Below are 20,383 nucleotides of genomic sequence, written 5' to 3'. Positions count from 1 at the left end.
GGGTGCGGTGAGCGCAGCGATGCCCGCGTGATCGGGACTTCGCCGAACCCTCACCCCAACCCCTCTCCCGACGGGAGAGGGGCTTGAGCGCGGGGGCGCATTGTAACGGACCCATGTGACCGCAGCCTGTAGAATGCGCGTCCGCTCGCCCCCACTGGAAAACCGCCATGTCCTGGTCCACCGACCACGCCCGCAAGACCTACTCCGTCCCGCACTGGGCCGAAGGGTATTTCGACGTGGACGCCGCGGGTCGCATCGTGGTGTCGCCCAAGGGCGCGCAGGGCCCGGTGATTCCGCTGCCGGAGGTGGTCGACGCCGCACGCGCGCAGGGCGCGCAGCTGCCGCTGCTGGTGCGTTTCCCCGACATCCTTGGCGACCGCCTCGGCAAGCTGCAGGCGGCGTTCGCACAGGCGCAGGCCGACTGGGAGTACAAGGGCGGCTACACGGCGGTCTATCCGATCAAGGTCAATCAGCATCGCGGCGTCGCCGGCACGCTGGCGTCGCACGCAGGCGATGGCTTCGGCCTGGAAGCCGGCAGCAAGCCCGAGCTGATGGCCGTACTGGCGCTGTCGCGCCCGGGTGGGCTGATTGTCTGCAACGGTTACAAGGACCGCGAATACATCCGCCTGGCGCTGATCGGCCGCAAGCTGGGCCTGCAGACGTTCATCGTCATCGAGAAGCCGTCCGAGCTGGCGCTGGTCATCGAGGAATCGCGCGCACTGGGCGTGAAGCCTGGCTTGGGCGTGCGCATGCGGCTGGCGACGCTGGGCGCGGGCAAGTGGCAGAACAGCGGCGGCGACAAGGCCAAGTTCGGCCTGTCCCCGCGCCAGGTGCTGGACCTGTGGAAGCAGCTGCGCGAGGCGGGCCTGCAGGACACGCTGGGCCTGCTGCACTTCCACATGGGTTCGCAGATCAGCAACGTGCGCGACATCGCCAATGGCATGCGCGAGGCGACGCGCTATTTCGTCGAGCTGTCCAAGCTGGGCGCGACCATCAGCCATGTCGACGTCGGTGGTGGCCTCGGCATCGACTACGAAGGCACGCGCTCGCGCAGCTACTGCTCGATCAACTACGGCATCGGCCAATACGCCAGCAACATCGTGCAGCCGCTGGCCGAAGCCTGCGAACAGCACGGGCTCACGCCGCCGCGCATCGTCACCGAATGCGGACGCGCGATGACCGCGCACCATGCCGTGCTGGTGGTCAACGTGTCCGAAGTCGAGCAGGCGCCGGAGGGTCGCGTGCCGCCCGCGCACGACGACGAGCCGGCGGTGATTCGCCACCTGCGCGAGATCCACGGCGAACTGGATACGCGTCCGGCGGTCGAGCTGTTCCACGAGGCGCAGCACCACCACAGCGAAGGCCTGTCGCTGTACGCGCTGGGGCAGATCGACCTGGTCCACCGCGCGCGCATCGACGACCTGTTCTACGCCATCGCGCATGCCGTGCGTGCGCGCCTGAGCAGCGACGAGCGCAGCCATCGCGACCTGCTGGACGAACTCAACGAGCGCCTGGTCGACAAGTACTTCGTCAACTTCAGCGTGTTCGAGTCGATCCCCGACGTGTGGGCGATCGACCAGGTGTTCCCGATCGTGCCGATCGAGCGCCTGGACGAAGCGCCGGCGCGCCGCGGCATCATCGCCGACATGACCTGCGACTCGGACGGCATGGTCAAGACCTATGTCGAGAACGAGGGCCTGGATTCCTCGCTGCCGCTGCATGCCATGAAGCCGGGCGAGAGCTACCGGCTGGGCATCTTCCTGGTGGGCGCCTACCAGGAAATCCTCGGCGACATCCACAACCTGTTCGGCGACACCGATGCGGTGGAAGTCAGTGCCGATGCCGGTGCCGGCTACCTGCTGACGCAGCAGCGTCGCGGCGATACCACCGACGTCATGCTCGACTACGTGGGCTACAAGCTGGAGGACCTGCGCGCGGTGTATCGGCAGCGCGTGCAGGAAGCCGGCCTGCCCGCCGACGAGTCACAGCGGCTCGCCGACGCGCTGGAAGCAGGTCTGACCGGCTACACCTACCTGTCGGATGAACCGCTGGCGTAGCGTGCGCTGCGCGCACGACCACGCGAAGCCTCATTCCACGTGACGTGCGCATGGCGCACGCTACGTGCTGCCCGGACCATCTTCGCGGATGATGCCTGTGCCGGCTCCCGGACGAGCTTGGCGTAGCGTGGGCTACGCGCACGACCACGTGATGCCGGATTCCACGCGACGTGCGGCCGGACTCATTTCCGCCCTCACGGGATCTTCCTTCCGGCATCCCGCAGCAGCGCCAGTTGCAGCTCCACGCGCTTGAACTCGCGCAGCATGCGGTTGGCTTCCAGGTGGCTGCCCAGGAACGACTTCATGATCATCGTGAACTGGAACAGCACGATGGCCAGCACGCCCCACTGCACGGCGGCCAATGCGTCAGTGGCATGCCAGCTCCGCCACAGCGACACGCCGAAGCCCGCGAAGGCGATGATCCCGCACAGGTAGGCGACCCACACCACCCATCCCAGCGAACCGCGGAACAGGCCGAACGCCTGCGAGAAGTAACCCGGCTCGCCGTGTCGCGCCAGCAGGTCGCGATCCTCGGCCGAAAGGGTCTGTTTGATCAGCTCGTCAGTCTTGTCCATCGGAGTTTCCTTCCAGTCGCGCGCGGATCTTGTGCCGCGCATGCATCAGCCGGGTCTTGACCGTTCCCGGGGGCACGTCGAGCGCGACGGCGATTTCTGCCACGCTCAGGTCTTCCAGGTAGAACAACGAAAGCGCCGCGCGCTGGGGCGCTGGCAGGGTCCGCATCTCGGCCATGACGATGGCCAGCTCCGAGGCACGTTCGCCCGCCGCGTCCTGTCCACCTGCCATCGTGGTTTCAAGCTCCGCATCGACCAGATGACGACGCTCGACCTGTCGTCCTCGGATCGCTCGCGCGCAGCGGCGGGTCACGATCCGGAACGCCCAGGCCGGAAAGGCCGCGATGTCGTCCAGGCGGCGCAGGCCACGCACGATCTCGACCCACGCCTCCTGCACCATGTCGCGAGCCAGGTCCGGGTGGCCGGTCAGGCGCCAGGCGTGGCGCAGCAGGCGCGGCTGCCAGCGCGCGACCAGACGCTCCCACGCGGCGCGGTCGCCCGTCCGGGCGGCCGCGGCGAGGTATTCGTCCAGTATCCGTTCCTTGTCCCGCTGCACGCGAGCGCCCCTGTATCCGTCTGTCGGGAGTCAAGGTGCCGAATTCAGCGGAAACGGTTCAATCCGGGCGGAAGGAAATGCGGTGCGGCCGGCGCGGGCATCTTTCCTAAGTGCCGCGATGTACCTGGAAACCCGCGAACGACTGCGTCACCGGCATGATCTCCAGCCGATTGATGTTGAGGTGCGGCGGCAGGGTCGCGACGTAGAAGATCGACTCGGCGATGTCCTCGGCGGTCATCGGGTTGGCGCCGGTGTAGAGCTTGTCGGAGGCCGCCTGGTCGCCATGCGTGCGCACCAGGGTGAACTCGGTTTCCGCCATGCCGGGCTCGATCGCCGTTACCCGTACGCCGGTGCCGTGCAGGTCGCTGCGCAGGCCGAGCGAGAACTGGCTGACGAAGGCCTTGCTGCCGCCGTAGGCGTTGCCGCCGGGGTACGGATACACGCCGGCGACCGAGCTGATGTTGATGATCGCGCCCTTCCGCTCGACCAGCTGCGGCAGCAGGCGGTGCGTCAGCACGACCAGCGCGGTGACGTTGGTGTCGATCATGGTGCGCCAGTCCGACAGCAGCGCGGTTTGCGCGGGCAGCGTGCCCTGCGCGAGACCGGCGTTGTTCACCAGCAGGTCGATGTCGCGGAAGCCGTCCGGCAGTGCGGCGAGGGCGGCATCCATCGCCGATTCGTCGCGGATGTCGAAGGCGGCAGCATGCACCTTGTCGGCGCCGACCTCGTCCACCAGCGACTGCAGGCGCTCGGCGCGCCGTCCGGTGGCGATCACGCGCCAGCCTGCGGCGGCGAAACGGCGGACGGCGGCGGCGCCGAAGCCGGAGGTGGCGCCGGTGATGAGGGCGGTGCGGGTCATGCGGATTCCTTGGGGGGAAACGAACAAGGGGTCGGGTCAGCGTCGCGCCGTGCGCCGCGCGTACCACAAGGCGCCCAGCCAGGTGCCGAACGCGGCAGCCACCACGGAAAGCGTCGCGCTGAGCGCGTTCGTGCGCAGCAGGTAACCGAGCGGGTAGGCGACGTCCGAGGCCGAACCGGCGATGCCCGCGAGCACCGACAGCGTGGCGATCCACACCGCCAGCGTCAGGCCGATGGCGACGATCAGGAAGCGGTAACCCGCCAGTGCGCCCCCCACGCCCATGCAGAGGGCCGTCACGATGTAACTGACCGGCGTGAGGAATCCCAGGCGCGTCTGCACCACGTCCTGCCAGGTCGCCGGCAGCACGCGTCCCACCAGCCACGACGCGCCGAGCAGCGCCACCATCGCGACCGCCGTCGCCAGCAGCAGGCGCTGCAGCGTCGGCCGTGCGGGGCTCACTGCGCCTTGACCGCCATCGCCGGCAAGCCGCCGCTGGCGAGCTTCTGCTTCGCCTCGGCCAGTTCGCTGGCCGTGCCGTACGGCCCCATGCGCACGCGATAGACGGTCTTTCCGTTGATCTGCGCCGATTCGACACGGGCGCTGAGGCCGAGCATGGCGATCTTGGCCTTGGTGGCCTCGGCATCGCCGGACGCACCGAACGCGCCGGCCTGCAGGATGTAGCGCGCGCCGGTGTCGGCGCTGGCGACGGGGGGCGCGGGCCTGGGTGTCGCGGCGGCATCCGCGACGCGAGGGGCGTCGTTCGCGCGCGGGGGCGAGGTCTCGTCGATCGGCGCCGGCTGGGCGGGGGCGACGTCGGCCGGCGTGGTCGCCACGGGCGTGGTTGCCTGCCCGTTCAGTGCGGCACGCGCCTTGCGGGCGTCTTCCTCGCGCGCGCTGGCAGCCAGTTCCGCATCGGACATCTGCACTTCCTTGCCGGGCAGCAGGGTGTAGAAGTCGTACTGCGTTTCCTTCGTGCCGGATGCATCGGTCGCCGCCGTCGGCGGTGTATCGCCCGCGGGCGCGTCGGGCACCACCGACTCGACGTCGGCGCTGTCGATCGGTGCCGGCTGCGCGTCCGGGTTCGGCTGCGGGCGGAAGAAGCCGTCGCCGTCCTTCTTGCCGAGGCCGGGCACGATGAAATACACCGCCAGGCCGATCAGCAAACCGAGCACCAGCCATACCCACGGCGGGGTCGCATGGCCCGAGTTACGGGTGGCCTGGTTCTTGCCGCGCCTTGCTGCCATCTACTGCTCTCCGCTCACATCTTCTCGGGCGCGCTGACGCCCAACAGGTCCAGTCCGTTCGCCAGCGCCTGGCGCACCGCCAGGGCCAGCGCCAGCCGCGCATCGCGTGCCGCCGGATCGTCGATCAGCACCGGTGTGCCGGCGTACCACGTGTGGAAAGCATAGGCCAACTCGCGCAGGTATTGCGCCACGCCATGCGGCTCCAGCGATTCCCCGGCCGCCTCCACCACCTCCGGGTAGCGCGACAGTTCGACCATCAGTTGCAGCGACGTGTCGTCATCCAGCCGCGCCAGGTTGGCCAGGCCGTTGGCCTGGTCGTAGGCGTAGCCCTTCTCGCCCGCCTGGCGCAGCAGGCTGCACACGCGGGCGTGCGCGTATTGCACATAGAACACCGGATTGTCGTTGCTCTGCTGGCGTGCGAGATCGATGTCGAAGGTCAGCTGCGAGTCCGGCTTGCGCGCGATCAGGAACCAGCGCGTCGCGTCGGCGCTGGTTTCCTCGATCAGGTCGCGCAGGGTGAAATAGCTGCCGGCACGCTTGGAGAGCTTCACTTCCTCGCCACCGCGCATCACCGTGACCATCTGGTGCAGCACGTACTCCGGATAGCCGTGCGGGATGCCTTCGCCCAGTGCCTGCAGGCCGGCCCTCACGCGCGCCAGCGAGCCATGGTGGTCGGCGCCCAGTTCCGTGATCGCGCGCTCGTAGCCGCGCTGCCACTTGCTCAGGTGGTAGGCCACGTCCGGCACGAAGTAGGTATAGCTGCCGTCGGACTTGCGCATGACGCGGTCCTTGTCGTCGCCGAAGTCGGTGGACTTCAGCCACAGCGCGCCGCCTTCCTCGTAGGTGTGGCCGGAGGCGACCAGCTTGCGCACGGTCTCCTCGACCTTCTGGTCGGCGTACAGCGAGCTCTCCAGGAAATAACGGTCGAAGGACACGCCGAACGCAGCCAGGTCGAGGTTCTGCTCGCGGCGCAGGTAGGCCACGGCGAAGCGGCGGATGGCGTCGAGGTCTTGCGGATCCTTCTCGCCAGTGACCACATGGCCTTCGACCTCGACCGAGTCGCCATTGAGGTAGGCCTGCGCCACGTCGGCGATGTAGTCGCCGCGGTAGCCGTCCTCCGGCCAGCCTTCGCCATCGGGTACCTTGCCGAGCGCACGCGCCTGGGTGGACTTGGCCAGGTTGTCGATCTGCACGCCGGCGTCGTTGTAATAAAACTCGCGCTTCGCGTTCCAGCCGTTGGCGGCCAGGACGCGGGCGATGCAGTCGCCGATGGCGCCGGCGCGGCCATGGCCGACATGCAGCGGACCGGTGGGATTGGCCGACACGTACTCCACGCCGACCGTACGTCCCTGGCCGCTGTCGTTGCGACCATAACCGGTGCCCTGCGCCAGCGCTGCCGCGACTTCGCGCTGGTAGGCGCCCGGACTGAGATGGAAGTTGATGAAACCGGGGCCGGCGATCTCGACCTTGGCCACGTCGTCGCTGGCCGGCAGGGCCGCGACCAGCGCGGTCGCGATCGCGCGCGGGTTGCTGCGTGCGGTCTTGGCCAGCTGCATGGCGGCGTTGGTGGCGAAGTCACCGTGTTCGCGGGTCTTGGGGCGCTCGACCACGAAATCCGGCGTGGCGGCGTCGGCCGGCAGCGTGCCGGCGGAGCGCAGGGCATCGATGCCCTGGGCGATCAAGGCGCGGAGGGAAGCTTTCACGGAAGACCGTCGTGTTGCGTGGGAACCGCCTATTCTAGGTTTTCCCGGTCCCCGCGTGGGATCGGCGCGGTTCAGCGAGGCCCACCTGGACCGCAGCCGCTCAGACCCAGCCGCGCGCCGCCATCGACTGCGGTGGTCCGTCGCCGATGACGAAATGGTCCAGCAGGCGCACGTCCACCAGGGCCAGCGCCTGCTTCAGCCGCTGGGTGACCGCGCGGTCGGCGGCCGACGGCTCCGCGCATCCCGACGGATGGTTGTGGCCGACGATCAGCGCGGTGGCATTGATCGCCAGCGCTCGCCTGGCGACTTCGCGCGGATGCACTTCGGCGCTGTCCACGGAGCCCTGGAACAGCTCTTCGAAGGCCAGCACCCGGTGACGGGTATCGAGGAAGAGTGCGGCGAAAACCTCATGCGGGCGTCCACGCAGGCGCTGGGAGAAGTAGCGACCTGCGGCGTCCGGATCGCCGATCGAGTCGCCCCGCTCCAGCGAGGCATGCAGCAGGCGCGTACCGAGCTCGAGGGCGGCGGCCAGAGCGCAGGCGCGGGCCGGTCCCAGGCCGGGGAGGTCGACGAGCTGGGCGGGCGGACGTTCCAGCAGGGCGCGCAGCGGACCGTGGTGGGCGAGCAGTTCCCGGGCGGTGGCCACGGCGTCGCGCCCACGCAATCCGGAACCCAGGAAGATGGCGAGCAGTTCCGCATCGCTGAGACTGGCGGGCCCACGGGCCAGCAGCTTCTCGCGGGGACGTTCGTCGTGGGGCCAGTCGCGGATGTGCATGCGGTCATGGTCGACGGACGGTCGCTGCGCCGGCATCGGGCCTTGCGGGGCGTTCGGGTAAGCTAATTGCCGGTATCGACGTAGGAATGGGCCGACGTGAGCGGATCGGACAACAGGGCGCATGGACTGGCGGGGCAGCGCCTGCTGCTGTGCGTGGGGGGCGGGATTGCCGCCTACAAGGCGCTGGAAGTGGTGCGCCGGCTGCGTGAGGCGGGTGCCGAGGTGCAGGTCGCCATGACCGCAGGCGCCCAGCAGTTCGTGACGCCGCTCAGTTTCCAGGCCCTGTCCGGCCATCCCACCCGCACGAGCTTGTGGGACAGCGCCGCCGAGCAGGCGATGGGCCATATCGAACTGGCGCGCTGGGCCGACCGCGTGATCGTCGCGCCGGCCACCGCCGACCTGATCGCCAGGCTGGCGCACGGTCTGGCCGACGATCTGGTGACCACGCTGTGCCTGGCGACCACCGCGCCGATCACCGTTGCGCCGGCGATGAACCACCGCATGTGGCAGCACGCGGCCACACAGGCCAACGTGGCCACGCTGCGCGGCCGCGACGTGCAGGTCGTCGGCCCGAACGACGGTCCGCTCGCCGAAGGCGAATCCGGCCCCGGCCGGCTCGCCGAACCGGACGAGATCGTGGCCGCGCTGGCCGGACACGCTGCCGCCGTCGCACAGGGGCCGCAGGACCTGGCCGGCCTCAAGGTCGTGGTCAGCGCCGGCCCCACGTACGAGGATCTGGATCCGGTGCGTTACCTCGGCAATCGCAGCAGCGGCAAGATGGGCTTCGCGGTCGCCGCCAGCGCCGCCCGGCGCGGCGCCGTCGTCACCCTGGTCGCGGGTCCCGTACATCTGGCCACCCCCGCGGGCGTTACGCGCGTGGACGTGCGCTCGGCCGCGCAGATGCACGATGCGGTGTTCGCCTCCCTGCCCGCGGACATCTACATCGGCGCCGCCGCGGTGGCGGACTACACGCCGCGCGAGCCGGCAGCCAACAAGATCAAGAAGTCCAGCGAGTCGCTGGCGCTGGACCTGGTACGCACGCCCGACATCCTGGCCGAGGTCGCCGCACAGACGCAGGCGCTGAAGCTGGTGGTCGGTTTCGCTGCCGAAACCAACAACGTCGCCGAGTACGCACGCAGGAAGCTGGAGGCGAAGCGGCTGGACATGATCGTGGCCAACCGCGTCGGTATCGCCGACGGCGGTTTCGAGAGCGACCAGAACGCGATGACGGCCTACTGGAAGGATGGCGAGCGCAGCTTCGCGTCCGCGCCCAAGACGCGGCTTGCCGACGAACTGATCGATCTGATCGTGGAGCGACTGAACGCATGAGCGCAGAGCGCGCGGTGGAAGTGAAACTGCTGGACCCCCGCTTCGGCGACGAATGGCCGCTGCCGGCCTACGCCACCGAGGCCAGCGCCGGCATGGATCTGCGCGCGGCCCTGGACGCACCGCTGGTGCTCGAGCCGGGCGATGCCGCGTTGGTGCCCAGCGGGATCGCGCTGTACCTGGGCGATCCGCAGCTGTGCGCGGTGGTGCTGCCGCGCTCCGGGTTGGGTCATCGGCACGGCATCGTGCTGGGCAACGGCACCGGCCTGATCGATGCCGATTACCAGGGACCGCTGTTGATCAGCGTGTGGAACCGCGGGCATGAGGCCTTCACCATCCAGCCGGGCGACCGCATCGCCCAGGTAATGGTGCTGCCGGTCGTGCGCGTAAGCCTGCAAGTGGTGGATACTTTCGCCGACAGCGCACGGGGGACGGGTGGCTTCGGCCACACCGGCGTGCGGTGACAGGGGACAAGCCGATGAACACGACTAACGAAAGCCGCGGGCGCATGGCCGTGGGCGACCTGCGCAGCGCGTTGCCGAAACTGGCGGTGCTGCTTGCGCTGCTGGCCGGTCTGATGGCGTGGAGCGGCATCCGCCAATGGCGCGATGCCGGCCTGCTGGAAGAAACGGAGCGCGCGCGCGACGCTGCGGTCGACGCGGTCCTGGCCAGCCACACGGCCCAGGTCAGGCAACTGGAACAACGTCTGGGGTCCGCGTCGGTCAAGTCGGCCCTGGCGGCGAACGACACGGCCGCCGCCATTGCCGCCATCCGCGAGGGCTGGGCCGGCGTGGAGCAGGTGGAAATCCTCGAGGGCACGCTGACGTCGGCTTACGACGATGCCGTCGCCTTCGGCTACAGCAAGCTGGCCTTGCTGGAAGCGGGCATGCAGAGCGACGCCGTGGCGACGCGCGTGGTCAAGGATGGCAAGCAGTCCGCGTTCGGGCTGGCGGCCGCGGTGCCGCAGGGCGTGCTGTACGTGCGCCTGCCGTTGGCGCAGCTGACGCAGGGCTTCGACGATGTAGCGATGCCCGCCGGCGGATACCTGGCCCTTCGCCAGGGCAGCTATTCGATCGAGCAGCGCGGCGACAGCGGGCTCGAGGACGGCGCCGAGCGCATGGCCCATGCGGTGGGCAAGACCGGTTTGCGCGTGGCGACGGCCGTGCCCGACAGCGAGTCCGGCCCGCTGGGTCTGGGCGCCATCCCGGCCTTCGTCGTAGCGGCGCTGCTGGCGCTCCTGGCGATCGCGGCGTTGCTGGCCGCGCGGGGTGGTGTCCGTTTGGGACGATTCGGAAAACAAGGAGCAGAGATGCGCGACATGGAGGAACCGACCCTCGGCGAAGCGCTGCTGCGCGATCCGCCACCGGTCACGACGGGACGCGCCGCCGTGGCGGCGGAAGATGGCGACGAAGACGCCTACCGGCAGGCCGAGGGCAAGACGGTCGACGTGGATCCCGGCATCTTCCGCGCCTACGACATCCGCGGCATCGTCGGGAAGTCGCTGAGCGTCGAAGTCGCCGAGCTGATCGGCCTGGCCATCGGCTCGGTGATGCGCGACGAGGACCTGCCCGACATCGTGGTCGGCCGCGACGGTCGCCTGTCCGGACCGGACCTCGCCGGCGGACTGATCGAAGGCCTGCGCAAGGCCGGCCGCAATGTCATCGACATCGGTCTGGCGCCGACGCCAGTGGCCTACTTCGGCGCCTATCACCTGCGCGCGGGCAGCTGCGTAGCGGTGACCGGCAGCCACAATCCGCCGGACTACAACGGCTTCAAGATCGTGGTGGGCGGGCAGACCCTGTCGGGCGACGCGATCACCGACCTGTACGAGCGCATCCGCGACAACCGCCTGTACGTGGCGGGCGTGCCGGGCGACCTGCAGCAACGCGACATCGCCGCGGATTACATCCAGCGCATCGCCGACGACGTGCAGCTGGAGCGTCCGCTGAAGGTCGTGGTGGACGCCGGCAACGGCGTGGCCGGCGACATCGCGCCGCAGCTGCTGGAGGCGATCGGCGCCGATGTGATCCCCCTGTACTGCGAGGTCGACGGCACGTTCCCGAACCACCATCCGGACCCCAGCGAGCCGCACAACCTGGAAGATCTGATCCAGACCGTGAAGCGTTTCGACGCCGATATCGGCCTGGCCTTCGACGGCGACGCCGACCGTCTCGGCGTGGTGACCAAGGAAGGCGCGGTGATTTTCCCCGACCGCCTGCTGATGCTGTTCGCCGCCGATGTGCTGGAGCGCAACCCGGGCGCGCTGATCATCTACGACGTGAAGTGCACCGGAAAGATGCAGGGCTGGGTACTGCGCCACGGCGGCACGCCGATGATGTGGAAGACCGGCCATTCGCTGATCAAGGCGAAGATGCGCGAGAGCGGGGCGGAACTCGCCGGTGAGATGAGCGGCCACTTCTTCTTCCAGGAGCGCTGGTACGGGTTCGACGACGGCCTGTACTCCGCCGCCCGCCTGCTGGAGATCCTGGCCAACCGAGCCGAGACCCCGTCCGAGGTGCTGGCCGAACTGCCCGACGGCGTGTCCACGCCGGAGATCAAGGTCGACGTGGTGGATGGCACGCCGCACGCCATCGTCGAGCGCTTCGTCGACGGGGCGGAGTTCGAGGGCGCGCGTCTGTCGACCATCGATGGCCTGCGCGCGGACTGGGACGATGGTTGGGGCCTGGTGCGGGCGTCCAATACCACGCCGATCCTGGTACTCCGGTTCGAAGCCGACAACAGCGCGGCACTGGAGCGCATCAAGTCGGAGTTCCGTACACGCCTGCAGGCGCTGGCGCCGGAGTTGAAGATGACGTTCTGACTGTCGCACGACGGTGAGCCACACGAAAACGTCGGGCAATGCCCGGCGTTTTCAGTTCCCGCAGTGGTCGCGCGCCATGCCTTACTTGCGGACGGGCGCGGAGGCTTGCGGCGGTGTGGGTGATGCCAAGGCCGCTTCCCCGGCCTGGTCCGGCGTGATGCCCCTCATCGCGCGGAAGCGTTGCAGGATGTCGGCGATCTCCACGTCCAGGTCGGCGCGCTGCTGCTCGAAGCTCTGCTGCAGGCGGCGCGTGCGGACCAGTTCCGCATGGCGCTGGTGGATCGCCGCGGCCGTCTCCTTGCGGACGGGCCGGCCCGCCAGTTCGCTGTCGCCTGCGGTCTGCAGCAGGCTGATCAGCCCGTCCCGCAGGCTGATCGTGTTGTAGCGGGCGGTGCGGACGTTGTTGTCGACGATGGCCGTGCGCTCGTTGAACACCCGGCGCAGCTCGTCCTCGCTGCGGTACGACAGCAGCATCGCCGCGTCGGTGCGCCGGCGCATGTCCGCCGCGGCGGCATCGATCAGCTGCTGCTGGGCATCGATGGCGGCCTGGGCGCGCTCTTCGTCGGTCATGGCACGGTCCACGCCGCCGGTACGCAGGCCGCTGGACGCGCTGATCTCGTCGCGCGCGACGTTCACGGCGTCGGCTGGCAGCGCATCGCTGCAGATGCGCTGACCCTTCTCTTCCCAGCAGAAGAGTTTCTTGTTGGCGGTCGACGCGGCCGTCGGCTTCTTGCCCTGGTTGCCCTGGGCGGACGCGAGCGGTACGGCCACGAGCAACGCAGCCAGCATGTAGGAAGTACGGACGGTCATGGCAGTCCCCAACTGCGGTCAGTCCTGGGTCGCGCTGCCGTAGCGGGCCCGGTAGGCCAGCAGGTCGTCGCGATGGCGGACAAGGTCGGCGCTTTCGCCGGCAAATGCAAGCAGGTCGTGCAGGTTGGCCACGGCGACCACGGGCACGCCGGTCTCGTCCGCCACCGATTGCGCGGCCGAACGGCGCACGCCACCGGCACCGGGTTCGCCCAGCACTTCCTGCCGGTCGAGCGCGACGACGATCCCGGCCGGCGTGCCGCCACCGGCGCGGAGCAGCCCCAGCGCTTCGCGGATCGCGGTGCCGGCGGTGATCACGTCGTCGACGATCAGCACGCGACGGTCTTCCAGCGGCGCACCGATCAGCAGGCCGCCCTCGCCGTGGTCCTTGGCTTCCTTGCGGTTGAAGGCCACGGGCAGGTCGCGGCCACGGCGGGCGAACTCGCACGCGACCGCGGTGGCCAGCGGGATGCCTTTGTAGGCGGGGCCGAACAGCAAGTCGAACTGCAGGCCAGCGTCCTCGACGGCATCCGCGTAGCACGCGGCCAGTCCAGCCAGCCGTGCGCCGCTGTCGAAACGCCCGGCATTGAAGAAATACGGGCTCTGCCGTCCCGATTTCAGCGTGAACTGGCCGAAGCGCAGCGCCTGGGCGTGCAAGGCGAGCTGTAGGAAGCGGGCGCGGTGATCGGTCATGGGCGGCAAACGGCTGAACAGGTGAGCAGACAGGATAACCGCCTGCCGGTCGATGCCGCGCGACGGATGCGCCGGTTCGGGTACGCTTGCCCGGTTTCCGACGAACGACGTGACCATGCGCATCATCAGCTTCAACGCCAACGGCCTGCGTTCGGCCACCACCAAGGGCTTCTTCGACTGGTTCGCCGCGCAGAATGCCGACGTGCTGTGCGTGCAGGAGACCAAGGCCCAGGAGCATCAGCTGGCGGGTCCCGAATTCCTGCCCGCTGGCTACAAGGCCTGGTTCCGCGACGCCACCACCAAGAAGGGTTACAGCGGGGTGGCGATCTACGCCCGGCGCGAGCCGGAGGAGGTCCGCACGGCGCTGGGCTGGCCCGATTTCGACGAGGAAGGCCGCTACCTCGAGGCGCGCTTCGGCGACCTGAGCGTGGTGTCGTTCTACATTCCGTCGGGCTCCTCGGGCGACGAGCGCCAGGGTTTCAAGTTCAAGGTCATGGACTGGCTGGCGCCGGTGCTGGACGAGTGGCGGCGCAGTGGCCGGCACTACGTGCTGTGCGGCGACTGGAACATCGTGCGCAGCCGGCTGGACATCAAGAACTGGACCAGCAACCAGAAGAACTCCGGCTGCCTGCCGCCCGAGCGCGATTGGTTGAACGGCATGTGCGTGGACGACGGCGGCTGGGTCGATGCCTACCGCGCGCTGCACCCGGAAGGGCAGGACTACACCTGGTGGAGCAACCGCGGCGCGGCCCGCGCTAACAATGTGGGATGGCGGATCGACTACCAGTTCGTCACGCCCTCGCTGCGCGACCGGCTGAAGGCCTGCTCGATCTACCGTGAGCAGCGCTTTTCCGACCATGCACCCTTCACGGTGGATTACACCTGATGACCGCCTCCGCCAGCGACCGCCCCGCCAAACCGTCTGTCTGGCGTGCCTTCGCGCAGCCGTCGGCGTGGACGATGTTCTTCTTCGGCTTCGCCTCGGGCATGCCGTTCCTGCTGGTGGCCGGCACACTGGCGTACTGGTTGACCGAGAACGGTCTGGAGCTGAAGAACATCACCCTGATCGCGAGCGCGGGCCTGGCATACACCCTGAAGTTCCTGTGGGCGCCGGTGGTGGACCGGTGGCGGCTGCCGTTGCTCGGTCGCCTAGGCCAACGCCGCGGCTGGTTGTTGCTGGCGTTGTCGGTCGTCATCGTCGGCCTGCTGCTGATGGCCCACCTGACGCCGGGGAAGCTGGCTCCCTTCGTCTGGATCACCCTGCTGACGGCGTTCGCCGGCGCTACGCTCGATATCGCCGTGGATGCGTACCGCATCGAGATCGCGCCGCAGGAGTCGCAGGGCGCGCTGCTGGCGACCTATTCGCTGGGTTACCGCATCGCGCTGATCATCACGGGCATGCTGGCGCTGGTCCTGGCCGACCATGTGCCGTGGCCGCAGGTGTACGTGGCCATGGCCGCCTTCATGCTGATCCCGGTAGCCGCGGTGCTGCTTGCGTCGGAGCCTGACGTGGTGCGGATCAGGATGACCACGTGGGCGGAGGGTCTGCAGGAAGGCGTGGTGGAGCCGTTCCTCGACTTCTTCCGCCGCTTCGGGGCCGCGCTGGCGTTGGCGCTGCTGGCTTTCATCCTGCTGGCGAAGATCTCCGACCAGTCGCTGGGTGGCGGCATCATGGCGCCGTTCTACCTCGGGCAGGGGTTCACCAAGACCGAGATCGCCACGGTCACCAAGTTCTACGGTATCTGGGTTGGCCTGGGCGGGGTGTTCCTGGCCGGCATCGCGATCGCCCGCTGGGGTGTGAAATGGCCGCTGCTGGCCGGCATCGTGCTGGGCGCGATCAGCAACCTGCTGTATGTCTGGCTGATCGGCGCTGACGGCGACGTGTGGAAGCTGACACTGGTGATCTCCGGCGAAAACCTGGCGCAGGGCTTTCAGGGCACGACCCTGGTGGCGTTCCTGTCCGCGCTGGTCAACCAGCGTTTCACCGCTACACAGTACGCGTTGTTCTCGTCGCTGGTGATGCTGCCGGGCAAGCTGCTCAGCGCGGTCTCCGGCGGTATCGTCGAGCAGACCGGCTACGGCGTGTACTTCTGGATCACCGCGCTGGTGGCGGTGCCGGCCGTCGGGCTGTTCTTCTGGCTGGCGCCACGCATCCGCTTCGGCGGAGGGCACGAGGCCGCCACCGGCGTGGACGCGCCCACCTCGTCTACGCCGGAGTGAATGACTGCGCTACAGTCGCGCCAAGGGGCACTGCGGGGAACGGCGGAATGACCGACATTGTGTTGAAGGACGTGGATCCGATCCTGGCCGAACGCATCCGCCGCGTCTCGCACGCGCGGGGCTGGCCGATCCACGACACCATCTTCAACCTGCTGGAGCAGGGGCTGTTCGTCTGCGAGGCGGAAGTCCGCGGTGGCTTGAGCGACCGTGAGGTCAATGCGCTGGCCGATGCGATCAGCGCGCTGAGGGATGTCCCCTCCGGCAAGGGGTTCTAGGCCGGATACACCGTGCCCAGCACGCGACGTCCCGTCGCGCCGGTGACGGCGGGCAGGTTGCCGGGGCGGCCCGCCAGCGTCTCGCGCGCCAGCCAGGCGAAGCCCATCGCCTCCACGTAGTCCGGGTCCAGGCCGTGCGAGGCCGTCGATTCCACGATCGCCTGCGGCAGGTAAGCCGCCAGGCGCGCCATCAGGACGTGATTGCGTACGCCGCCGCCGCACACCAGCACGCGCCGCGTGTCCGGCTGCGTCATCTGCAGGGCATCGGCGACCGTGCGCGCGGTGAGCTCCAGCAACGTGGCCTGCACGTCGGCAGGCGCGACGACGGTCTCGTCCATGCGAGCCTGCAGCCAGTCCAGGTGGAAATGCTCGCGTCCCGTGCTCTTGGGCGGCGGCTGCGCGAACCACGGATCGGCCAGCAGCCGGGCCAGCAGCGCCGCATTGACCTGCCCGCTGGCGGCAAAGGCGCCGCCGGCATCGTAGGCGCGGCCGGTATGGCGCTCGCACCAGGCGTCCATCAGTGCATTCGCCGGACCGGTATCGAAACCGCGCACGTCCCCGTCCGCCGGCAACAGCGTGAAGTTGGCGATGCCACCCAGGTTCAGTGCGGCACGGTCTTCCTGCGCCGAGCCGAGCAGGGCGGCGTGGAAGGCCGGCATCAGCGGCGCACCCTGGCCGCCCGCCGCCACGTCGCGACGGCGGAAATCGGCAATCGTGGCAATGCCGCAGCGCTCGGCGATGACGTTGCCGTCGCCGAGCTGCCAGGTGAAGGGAGGGTCCGCGTGCGGTCGGTGACGGACCGTCTGCCCGTGCGAACCGATCGCCCGTACGCGGCCACGCGGCACGCCGGCCTCCTGCAGCAGCGACAGCGCCGCCTCGGCGAAGGCGAGCGCGATGCGCCCGTCCAGCATGCCGAGTTCATCCAGCGACACCGTGTCCGCGCCCTGGCCGAGCGCCACCAGCTGCGCACGCAGCGCCGCGTCCCAGCCGAAGGTGCGGCCATGCACGAGTTCGCAGCGCAGGGCGCGACCCTCGCCCTCGAAGCGCACGAGCGCGGCATCGATGCCGTCGGCGCTGGTGCCGGACATCAGGCCCAGGTAAAGCTCGGCGGCAAGGGCGTCGGTGGCTTGGGTCATGCGAAACCGTCGGGCAAAGAAAAAGGCGGGACAGTGTCCCGCCTTTTCAGGCATCCCGCCATGCGGGGCGATCAGCCCTTGCGTGCTGCCGGCTTCGCCGCGGCCACGGTTGCCGGCTTCTTGCCTTCGTCGGCGGGGCCGACATCGGCATAGATGATGTCTTCCACGGTGCGGATGCGCGCCAGCGCGTTGGCCGTGTAGGTGCGGTACGCCGCCAGCTGTGCGCCGGCCAGCGGCTCCGGCGGCGGCATCGTCACCGACAGCGGATTGCGGTGCACGCCGTTGATGCGGAATTCGTAGTGGAGGTGCGGGCCGGTCGACAGGCCGGTGGTGCCGACATAGCCGATCACCGTGCCCTGCGCCACGCGCTGGCCCTGCTTGATGTTGCCCATGCGCGACATGTGCGCGTACAGCGTAGTGTGGCCACGGCCGTGGTCGAGGATCACGGTGCGACCGTAGCCGCCCTGCCAGCCGGCGAACTGCACGCGACCGTCGCCGGCGGCCATGATCGGCGTGCCCGTCGACGCGGCGTAGTCCACGCCCTTGTGCATGCGCATCGTGCCCAGCACCGGGTGGCGGCGCGCGCCGAACTTGGAGCTCATGCGCGCATAGGCGATCGGCATGCGGATGAAGTTCTTCTTCAGCGGCCGGCCGGCGGCGGTGAAGTACTCCGGCTTGCCGCCCGGGCGGGTGAAGCGGAAACCCGAGTGCAGTTTGCCGTCGACGGTGAACGTGGCGGCCTGCACCGGGCCTGTGCTGATCAGCTCGCCTTCACGCCAGGTCTGTTCGACCACCACGCTGAAGCGGTCTTCCGGACCCAGGTCCGAATTGAAGTCGATGTCGTACTTGAAGATCTCGTCCGTCATCGAGTTGATGTTGGCGGACGTCAGTCCGGCCTTGCGTGCCGAACGGTTCAGCGAGCGCCCCACCTTGCCGCTGAGCACGACGGTACGCGTGGTGGTTTCGCGCGCGATCACGCGCTCGGTGATCTTGTCGTCGCCGACCACCAGCTCGACACGGTGGCTCGGGTCGCGGTCGTAGCGCAGGGTGCGCAGGCCGCCGGTGACCGGCAGGTCGAAGGCGACCTCGGTGCCGGGCTTCAGGCGCGTCAGCGCCTTCTTGGCGTCGGCGTTGTCCAGGATGCGGTGCAACGTGGCGGCAGGAATGCCGAGTTCTTCGAAGATCGAGCCCATGGTCTGGCCGGGCTTCACCCGGACTACCTGCCAGCTGTCGCCGGCGGTGCCGGCCTGGCGTGCCGCGGACAATTCGGGCAGGTCGAGCAGCAGGGTATTGCGCGGCTCGGACACCGGCGCCTGGATCGCGCTGGAGAAGCCCGGCACGATGGTCGCCATCAGCACGCCGATGGTGGTGAACAGGCTGGCGTGGATCCAGTGGCGGCGCGTCCAGCGGCCTTCCGGCAGATGCCGCTTTACCGCGTTGTCGCGGAGCACCCCAAGGCGCTCGCGGAACTGTTGCTTGCGGCCGTTGCCGCCCCCATGAGTTTGCATCAAGGTTGCACCTTAAGGGCCAAGGCAAAGCCCCAATCGGCGTACCATAGACACGCGAAGACTTCGCGTCAAACCATTGAGTCAAATAGCTTTTTTGATTGGTATCACTGTTTACTTTCTTTTAACGGTAACTTCACGTCACTGACTTGGCCTTCACGTGGCCGTCCCTACTGGAACCGCTATCCCGTGTCCTCCGCAGAAGCTCTTGCCCTGATCGGCCGTGGCGCCGACGAAATCCTCAAGCCCGACGACCTGGAGGCCCGCCTGAAGCTGGGTCGCCCGCTGCGCGTGAAAGCGGGCTTCGACCCCACTGCGCCAGACCTGCACCTGGGCCATACGGTGCTGCTGAACAAGATGCGCCAGTTCCAGGACCTCGGGCACCAGGTGATCTTCCTGATCGGCGACTTTACCGGAATGATCGGCGACCCCTCCGGCAAGAACGTCACCCGCAAGCCGCTGACCCGGGAGGACGTGCTGGCCAATGCGCGCACCTACGAGGATCAGGTGTTCAAGGTGCTGGACCGGGAAAAGACCGAGGTCCGCTTCAACTCCGAATGGTTCGGCAAGATGGGGGCGGCCGACATGATCCGCCTGGCCGGCCAGCACACCGTGGCCCGCATGCTGGAGCGCGACGATTTCGCCAAGCGCTACGCCGCCCAGCAGTCCATCGCCATCCACGAGTTCCTGTATCCGCTGGTGCAGGGCTACGACTCCGTGGCCCTGCAGGCGGACGTCGAGCTCGGCGGCACCGACCAGAAGTTCAACCTGCTGATGGGGCGTGGCCTGCAGGAGCATCATGGTCAGGCACCGCAGATCGTACTGACCATGCCCCTGCTCGAGGGTCTGGACGGCGTCAACAAGATGTCCAAGTCGCTGGGCAACTACATAGGCGTCAGCGAGCCGGCGATCGACATCGTCACCAAGACGATGAAGATCGGTGACGAGCTGATGTGGCGCTGGATCGAACTGCTGAGTTTCGAGATCGGAGCGGCCGAAGCGGCCGCACTGAAGGTGTCCGTTACGGATGGCGGGCTGAACCCGCGCGACGTGAAACTGCGATTGGCGCGCGAGCTGGCCACCCGCTTCCATGATGCGGGTGAGGCGGAAAAGGCCATCGCGGGTTGGCATGCTGTCGTCACTGGTCAGGGCGATACCTCGCTGCTGGAGCTGAAGGATGTCGTGGTACCCGCCGAAGGCATCCGCATCGCCGCGCTTCTGACGGCGGCGGGCATCACGCCCAGCAATTCCGAGGCCAGCCGCAAGCTCAAGGAGCGCGCTGTCAGGCTGGACGGCGAAGTCGTGGAGGATGCAGGCCTGCAGCTGGCGCCGGGTTTCGAGGGCGTGCTGCAGGTAGGCAAGCGCAATTTCGCGCGCATCCGCCTGGTGGCGGGCTGAGCAAGGGCCGACGCAGGAAGGGTGGTGGAGGGCGCGTGAAAATTTCCGTCCAACCCCCCTTCCCAAAGCCGGTAGAACCGGCCATACTTTCCCTCCCCCGACGCACGGGGCCCTGCCAGACCGGCAGGGCGCCAGAAGAAGGGAAAAGATTCGTCAACACCTTCGAAAAAAGGTGTTGACGAAACAGAAAAACCCGCCATAATAGGCGGCTCACCTCGACGGAAACGACGGGGTCACGAAGGAAGGCGCTGAGGCCGACTTCGAAGCTCTTTGACAGTGTGCGCAGGTGACTTGTGTGGGCGCCTGCAGGAAGGACTAGCTGTCCATCTTGCAGACGTTCGATTCATGAGCATCTTGTCAATTGTAGAAATGCAAGCGATACGTAAAGCTTGTGATCGAGCTCTGCAGCTAAATGTTTTTGCCTTCGGGCAATGCA

19 protein-coding genes are annotated in these 20,383 nt (G+C 68.3%); 8 read left to right on the top strand and 11 right to left on the bottom strand.

Features of this window, described 5'->3' with window-relative positions:
* Positions 1-167 precede the first annotated feature (167 nt).
* Positions 168-2,057, top strand: coding sequence for an arginine decarboxylase (speA, locus tag AC04MD_RS13125; RefSeq protein ID WP_475497727.1), 1,890 nt, complete (start codon positions 168-170; stop codon positions 2,055-2,057).
* Positions 2,058-2,251: 194 nt separating this feature from the next.
* On the opposite strand, the gene AC04MD_RS13120 is transcribed toward speA, so the two are convergent.
* The 7 genes from AC04MD_RS13120 to radC form a co-directional block, all read right to left on the bottom strand.
* Complete coding sequence (locus AC04MD_RS13120; RefSeq protein WP_475497726.1) at positions 2,252-2,632, bottom strand: DUF6768 family protein; 381 nt, start codon at positions 2,630-2,632, stop codon at positions 2,252-2,254.
* Complete coding sequence (locus tag AC04MD_RS13115) at positions 2,619-3,185, bottom strand: RNA polymerase sigma factor (protein WP_475497725.1); 567 nt, start codon at positions 3,183-3,185, stop codon at positions 2,619-2,621. The genes AC04MD_RS13120 and AC04MD_RS13115 overlap by 14 nt, the downstream gene beginning before the upstream one ends.
* Positions 3,186-3,291: 106 nt before the next feature.
* The gene (locus AC04MD_RS13110; protein ID WP_475497724.1) at positions 3,292-4,044 is read right to left on the bottom strand and encodes an SDR family NAD(P)-dependent oxidoreductase; all 753 of its coding nucleotides are present in this window, start codon (positions 4,042-4,044) and stop codon (positions 3,292-3,294) included.
* 36 nt (positions 4,045-4,080) lie between these two features.
* Positions 4,081-4,503, bottom strand: coding sequence for a hypothetical protein (locus AC04MD_RS13105; protein WP_475497723.1), 423 nt, complete (start codon positions 4,501-4,503; stop codon positions 4,081-4,083).
* The gene (locus AC04MD_RS13100; RefSeq protein ID WP_475497722.1) at positions 4,500-5,288 is read right to left on the bottom strand and encodes an SPOR domain-containing protein; all 789 of its coding nucleotides are present in this window, start codon (positions 5,286-5,288) and stop codon (positions 4,500-4,502) included. The genes AC04MD_RS13105 and AC04MD_RS13100 overlap by 4 nt, the downstream gene beginning before the upstream one ends.
* Positions 5,289-5,302: 14 nt before the next feature.
* Positions 5,303-6,991, bottom strand: coding sequence for an arginine--tRNA ligase (gene argS, locus AC04MD_RS13095; protein WP_475497721.1), 1,689 nt, complete (start codon positions 6,989-6,991; stop codon positions 5,303-5,305).
* A gap of 100 nt (positions 6,992-7,091) precedes the next feature.
* Entirely contained in the window at positions 7,092-7,766 is a 675-nt protein-coding gene (gene radC / locus AC04MD_RS13090) for a RadC family protein (protein ID WP_475497720.1), read from the bottom strand.
* A gap of 96 nt (positions 7,767-7,862) precedes the next feature.
* Here radC and coaBC point away from each other — a divergent pair, with 96 nt between their 5' ends.
* The 3 genes from coaBC to AC04MD_RS13075 are packed head-to-tail and all read left to right on the top strand — an operon-like array spanning position 7,863 to position 11,913.
* On the top strand, positions 7,863-9,095 hold the full coding sequence (coaBC, locus tag AC04MD_RS13085) for a bifunctional phosphopantothenoylcysteine decarboxylase/phosphopantothenate--cysteine ligase CoaBC (RefSeq protein ID WP_475497719.1): 1,233 nt from the start codon (positions 7,863-7,865) through the stop codon (positions 9,093-9,095).
* Positions 9,092-9,556: a dUTP diphosphatase gene (gene dut / locus AC04MD_RS13080; protein WP_475497718.1), complete on the top strand. Its 465-nt coding sequence runs from the start codon at positions 9,092-9,094 to the stop codon at positions 9,554-9,556. Before coaBC ends, dut begins: the two co-directional genes overlap by 4 nt.
* 44 nt (positions 9,557-9,600) lie before the next feature.
* Positions 9,601-11,913, top strand: coding sequence for a phosphomannomutase/phosphoglucomutase (locus AC04MD_RS13075; protein ID WP_475498159.1), 2,313 nt, complete (start codon positions 9,601-9,603; stop codon positions 11,911-11,913).
* Between the two features lie 81 nt (positions 11,914-11,994).
* Here the strand turns inward: AC04MD_RS13075 and AC04MD_RS13070 are convergent, their stop codons facing one another.
* Together AC04MD_RS13070 and pyrE are read right to left on the bottom strand one after the other, a co-directional pair.
* A complete protein-coding gene (locus tag AC04MD_RS13070; protein WP_475497717.1) occupies positions 11,995-12,723 on the bottom strand; it encodes a hypothetical protein in 729 nt (242 codons plus the stop codon).
* Positions 12,724-12,741: 18 nt separating this feature from the next.
* Positions 12,742-13,413, bottom strand: a complete 672-nt coding sequence (gene pyrE, locus AC04MD_RS13065; RefSeq protein WP_475497716.1) for an orotate phosphoribosyltransferase — start codon at positions 13,411-13,413, stop codon at positions 12,742-12,744.
* Positions 13,414-13,528: 115 nt separating this feature from the next.
* Between pyrE and AC04MD_RS13060 the strand changes: the two genes are divergently transcribed.
* From AC04MD_RS13060 to AC04MD_RS13050, 3 genes are read left to right on the top strand one after another with little or no spacing between them, the layout of a single operon-like run.
* A complete protein-coding gene (locus AC04MD_RS13060; RefSeq protein WP_475497715.1) occupies positions 13,529-14,299 on the top strand; it encodes an exodeoxyribonuclease III in 771 nt (256 codons plus the stop codon).
* Positions 14,299-15,633 (top strand): AmpG family muropeptide MFS transporter, encoded by a 1,335-nt coding sequence (locus tag AC04MD_RS13055; RefSeq protein WP_475497714.1) that lies wholly within the window; start codon positions 14,299-14,301, stop codon positions 15,631-15,633. Before AC04MD_RS13060 ends, AC04MD_RS13055 begins: the two co-directional genes overlap by 1 nt.
* Positions 15,634-15,680: 47 nt before the next feature.
* On the top strand, positions 15,681-15,908 hold the full coding sequence (locus AC04MD_RS13050) for a hypothetical protein (protein WP_475497713.1): 228 nt from the start codon (positions 15,681-15,683) through the stop codon (positions 15,906-15,908).
* Here AC04MD_RS13050 and AC04MD_RS13045 read toward each other — a convergent pair.
* Complete coding sequence (locus AC04MD_RS13045) at positions 15,905-17,044, bottom strand: anhydro-N-acetylmuramic acid kinase (protein ID WP_475497712.1); 1,140 nt, start codon at positions 17,042-17,044, stop codon at positions 15,905-15,907. The genes AC04MD_RS13050 and AC04MD_RS13045 overlap by 4 nt on opposite strands.
* Positions 17,045-17,115: 71 nt before the next feature.
* Complete coding sequence (locus tag AC04MD_RS13040; protein WP_475497711.1) at positions 17,116-18,552, bottom strand: peptidoglycan DD-metalloendopeptidase family protein; 1,437 nt, start codon at positions 18,550-18,552, stop codon at positions 17,116-17,118.
* A gap of 186 nt (positions 18,553-18,738) precedes the next feature.
* Here AC04MD_RS13040 and tyrS point away from each other — a divergent pair, with 186 nt between their 5' ends.
* Positions 18,739-19,947, top strand: coding sequence for a tyrosine--tRNA ligase (tyrS, locus tag AC04MD_RS13035; protein WP_475497710.1), 1,209 nt, complete (start codon positions 18,739-18,741; stop codon positions 19,945-19,947).
* The last annotated feature ends 436 nt before the right edge of the window (positions 19,948-20,383 follow it).

The organism is Pseudoxanthomonas sp. LjRoot206, assembly GCF_056175725.1.
The sequence above is the reverse complement of the archived record's forward strand: the minus strand, read 5'-3'. Positions and strand labels throughout refer to the sequence as shown.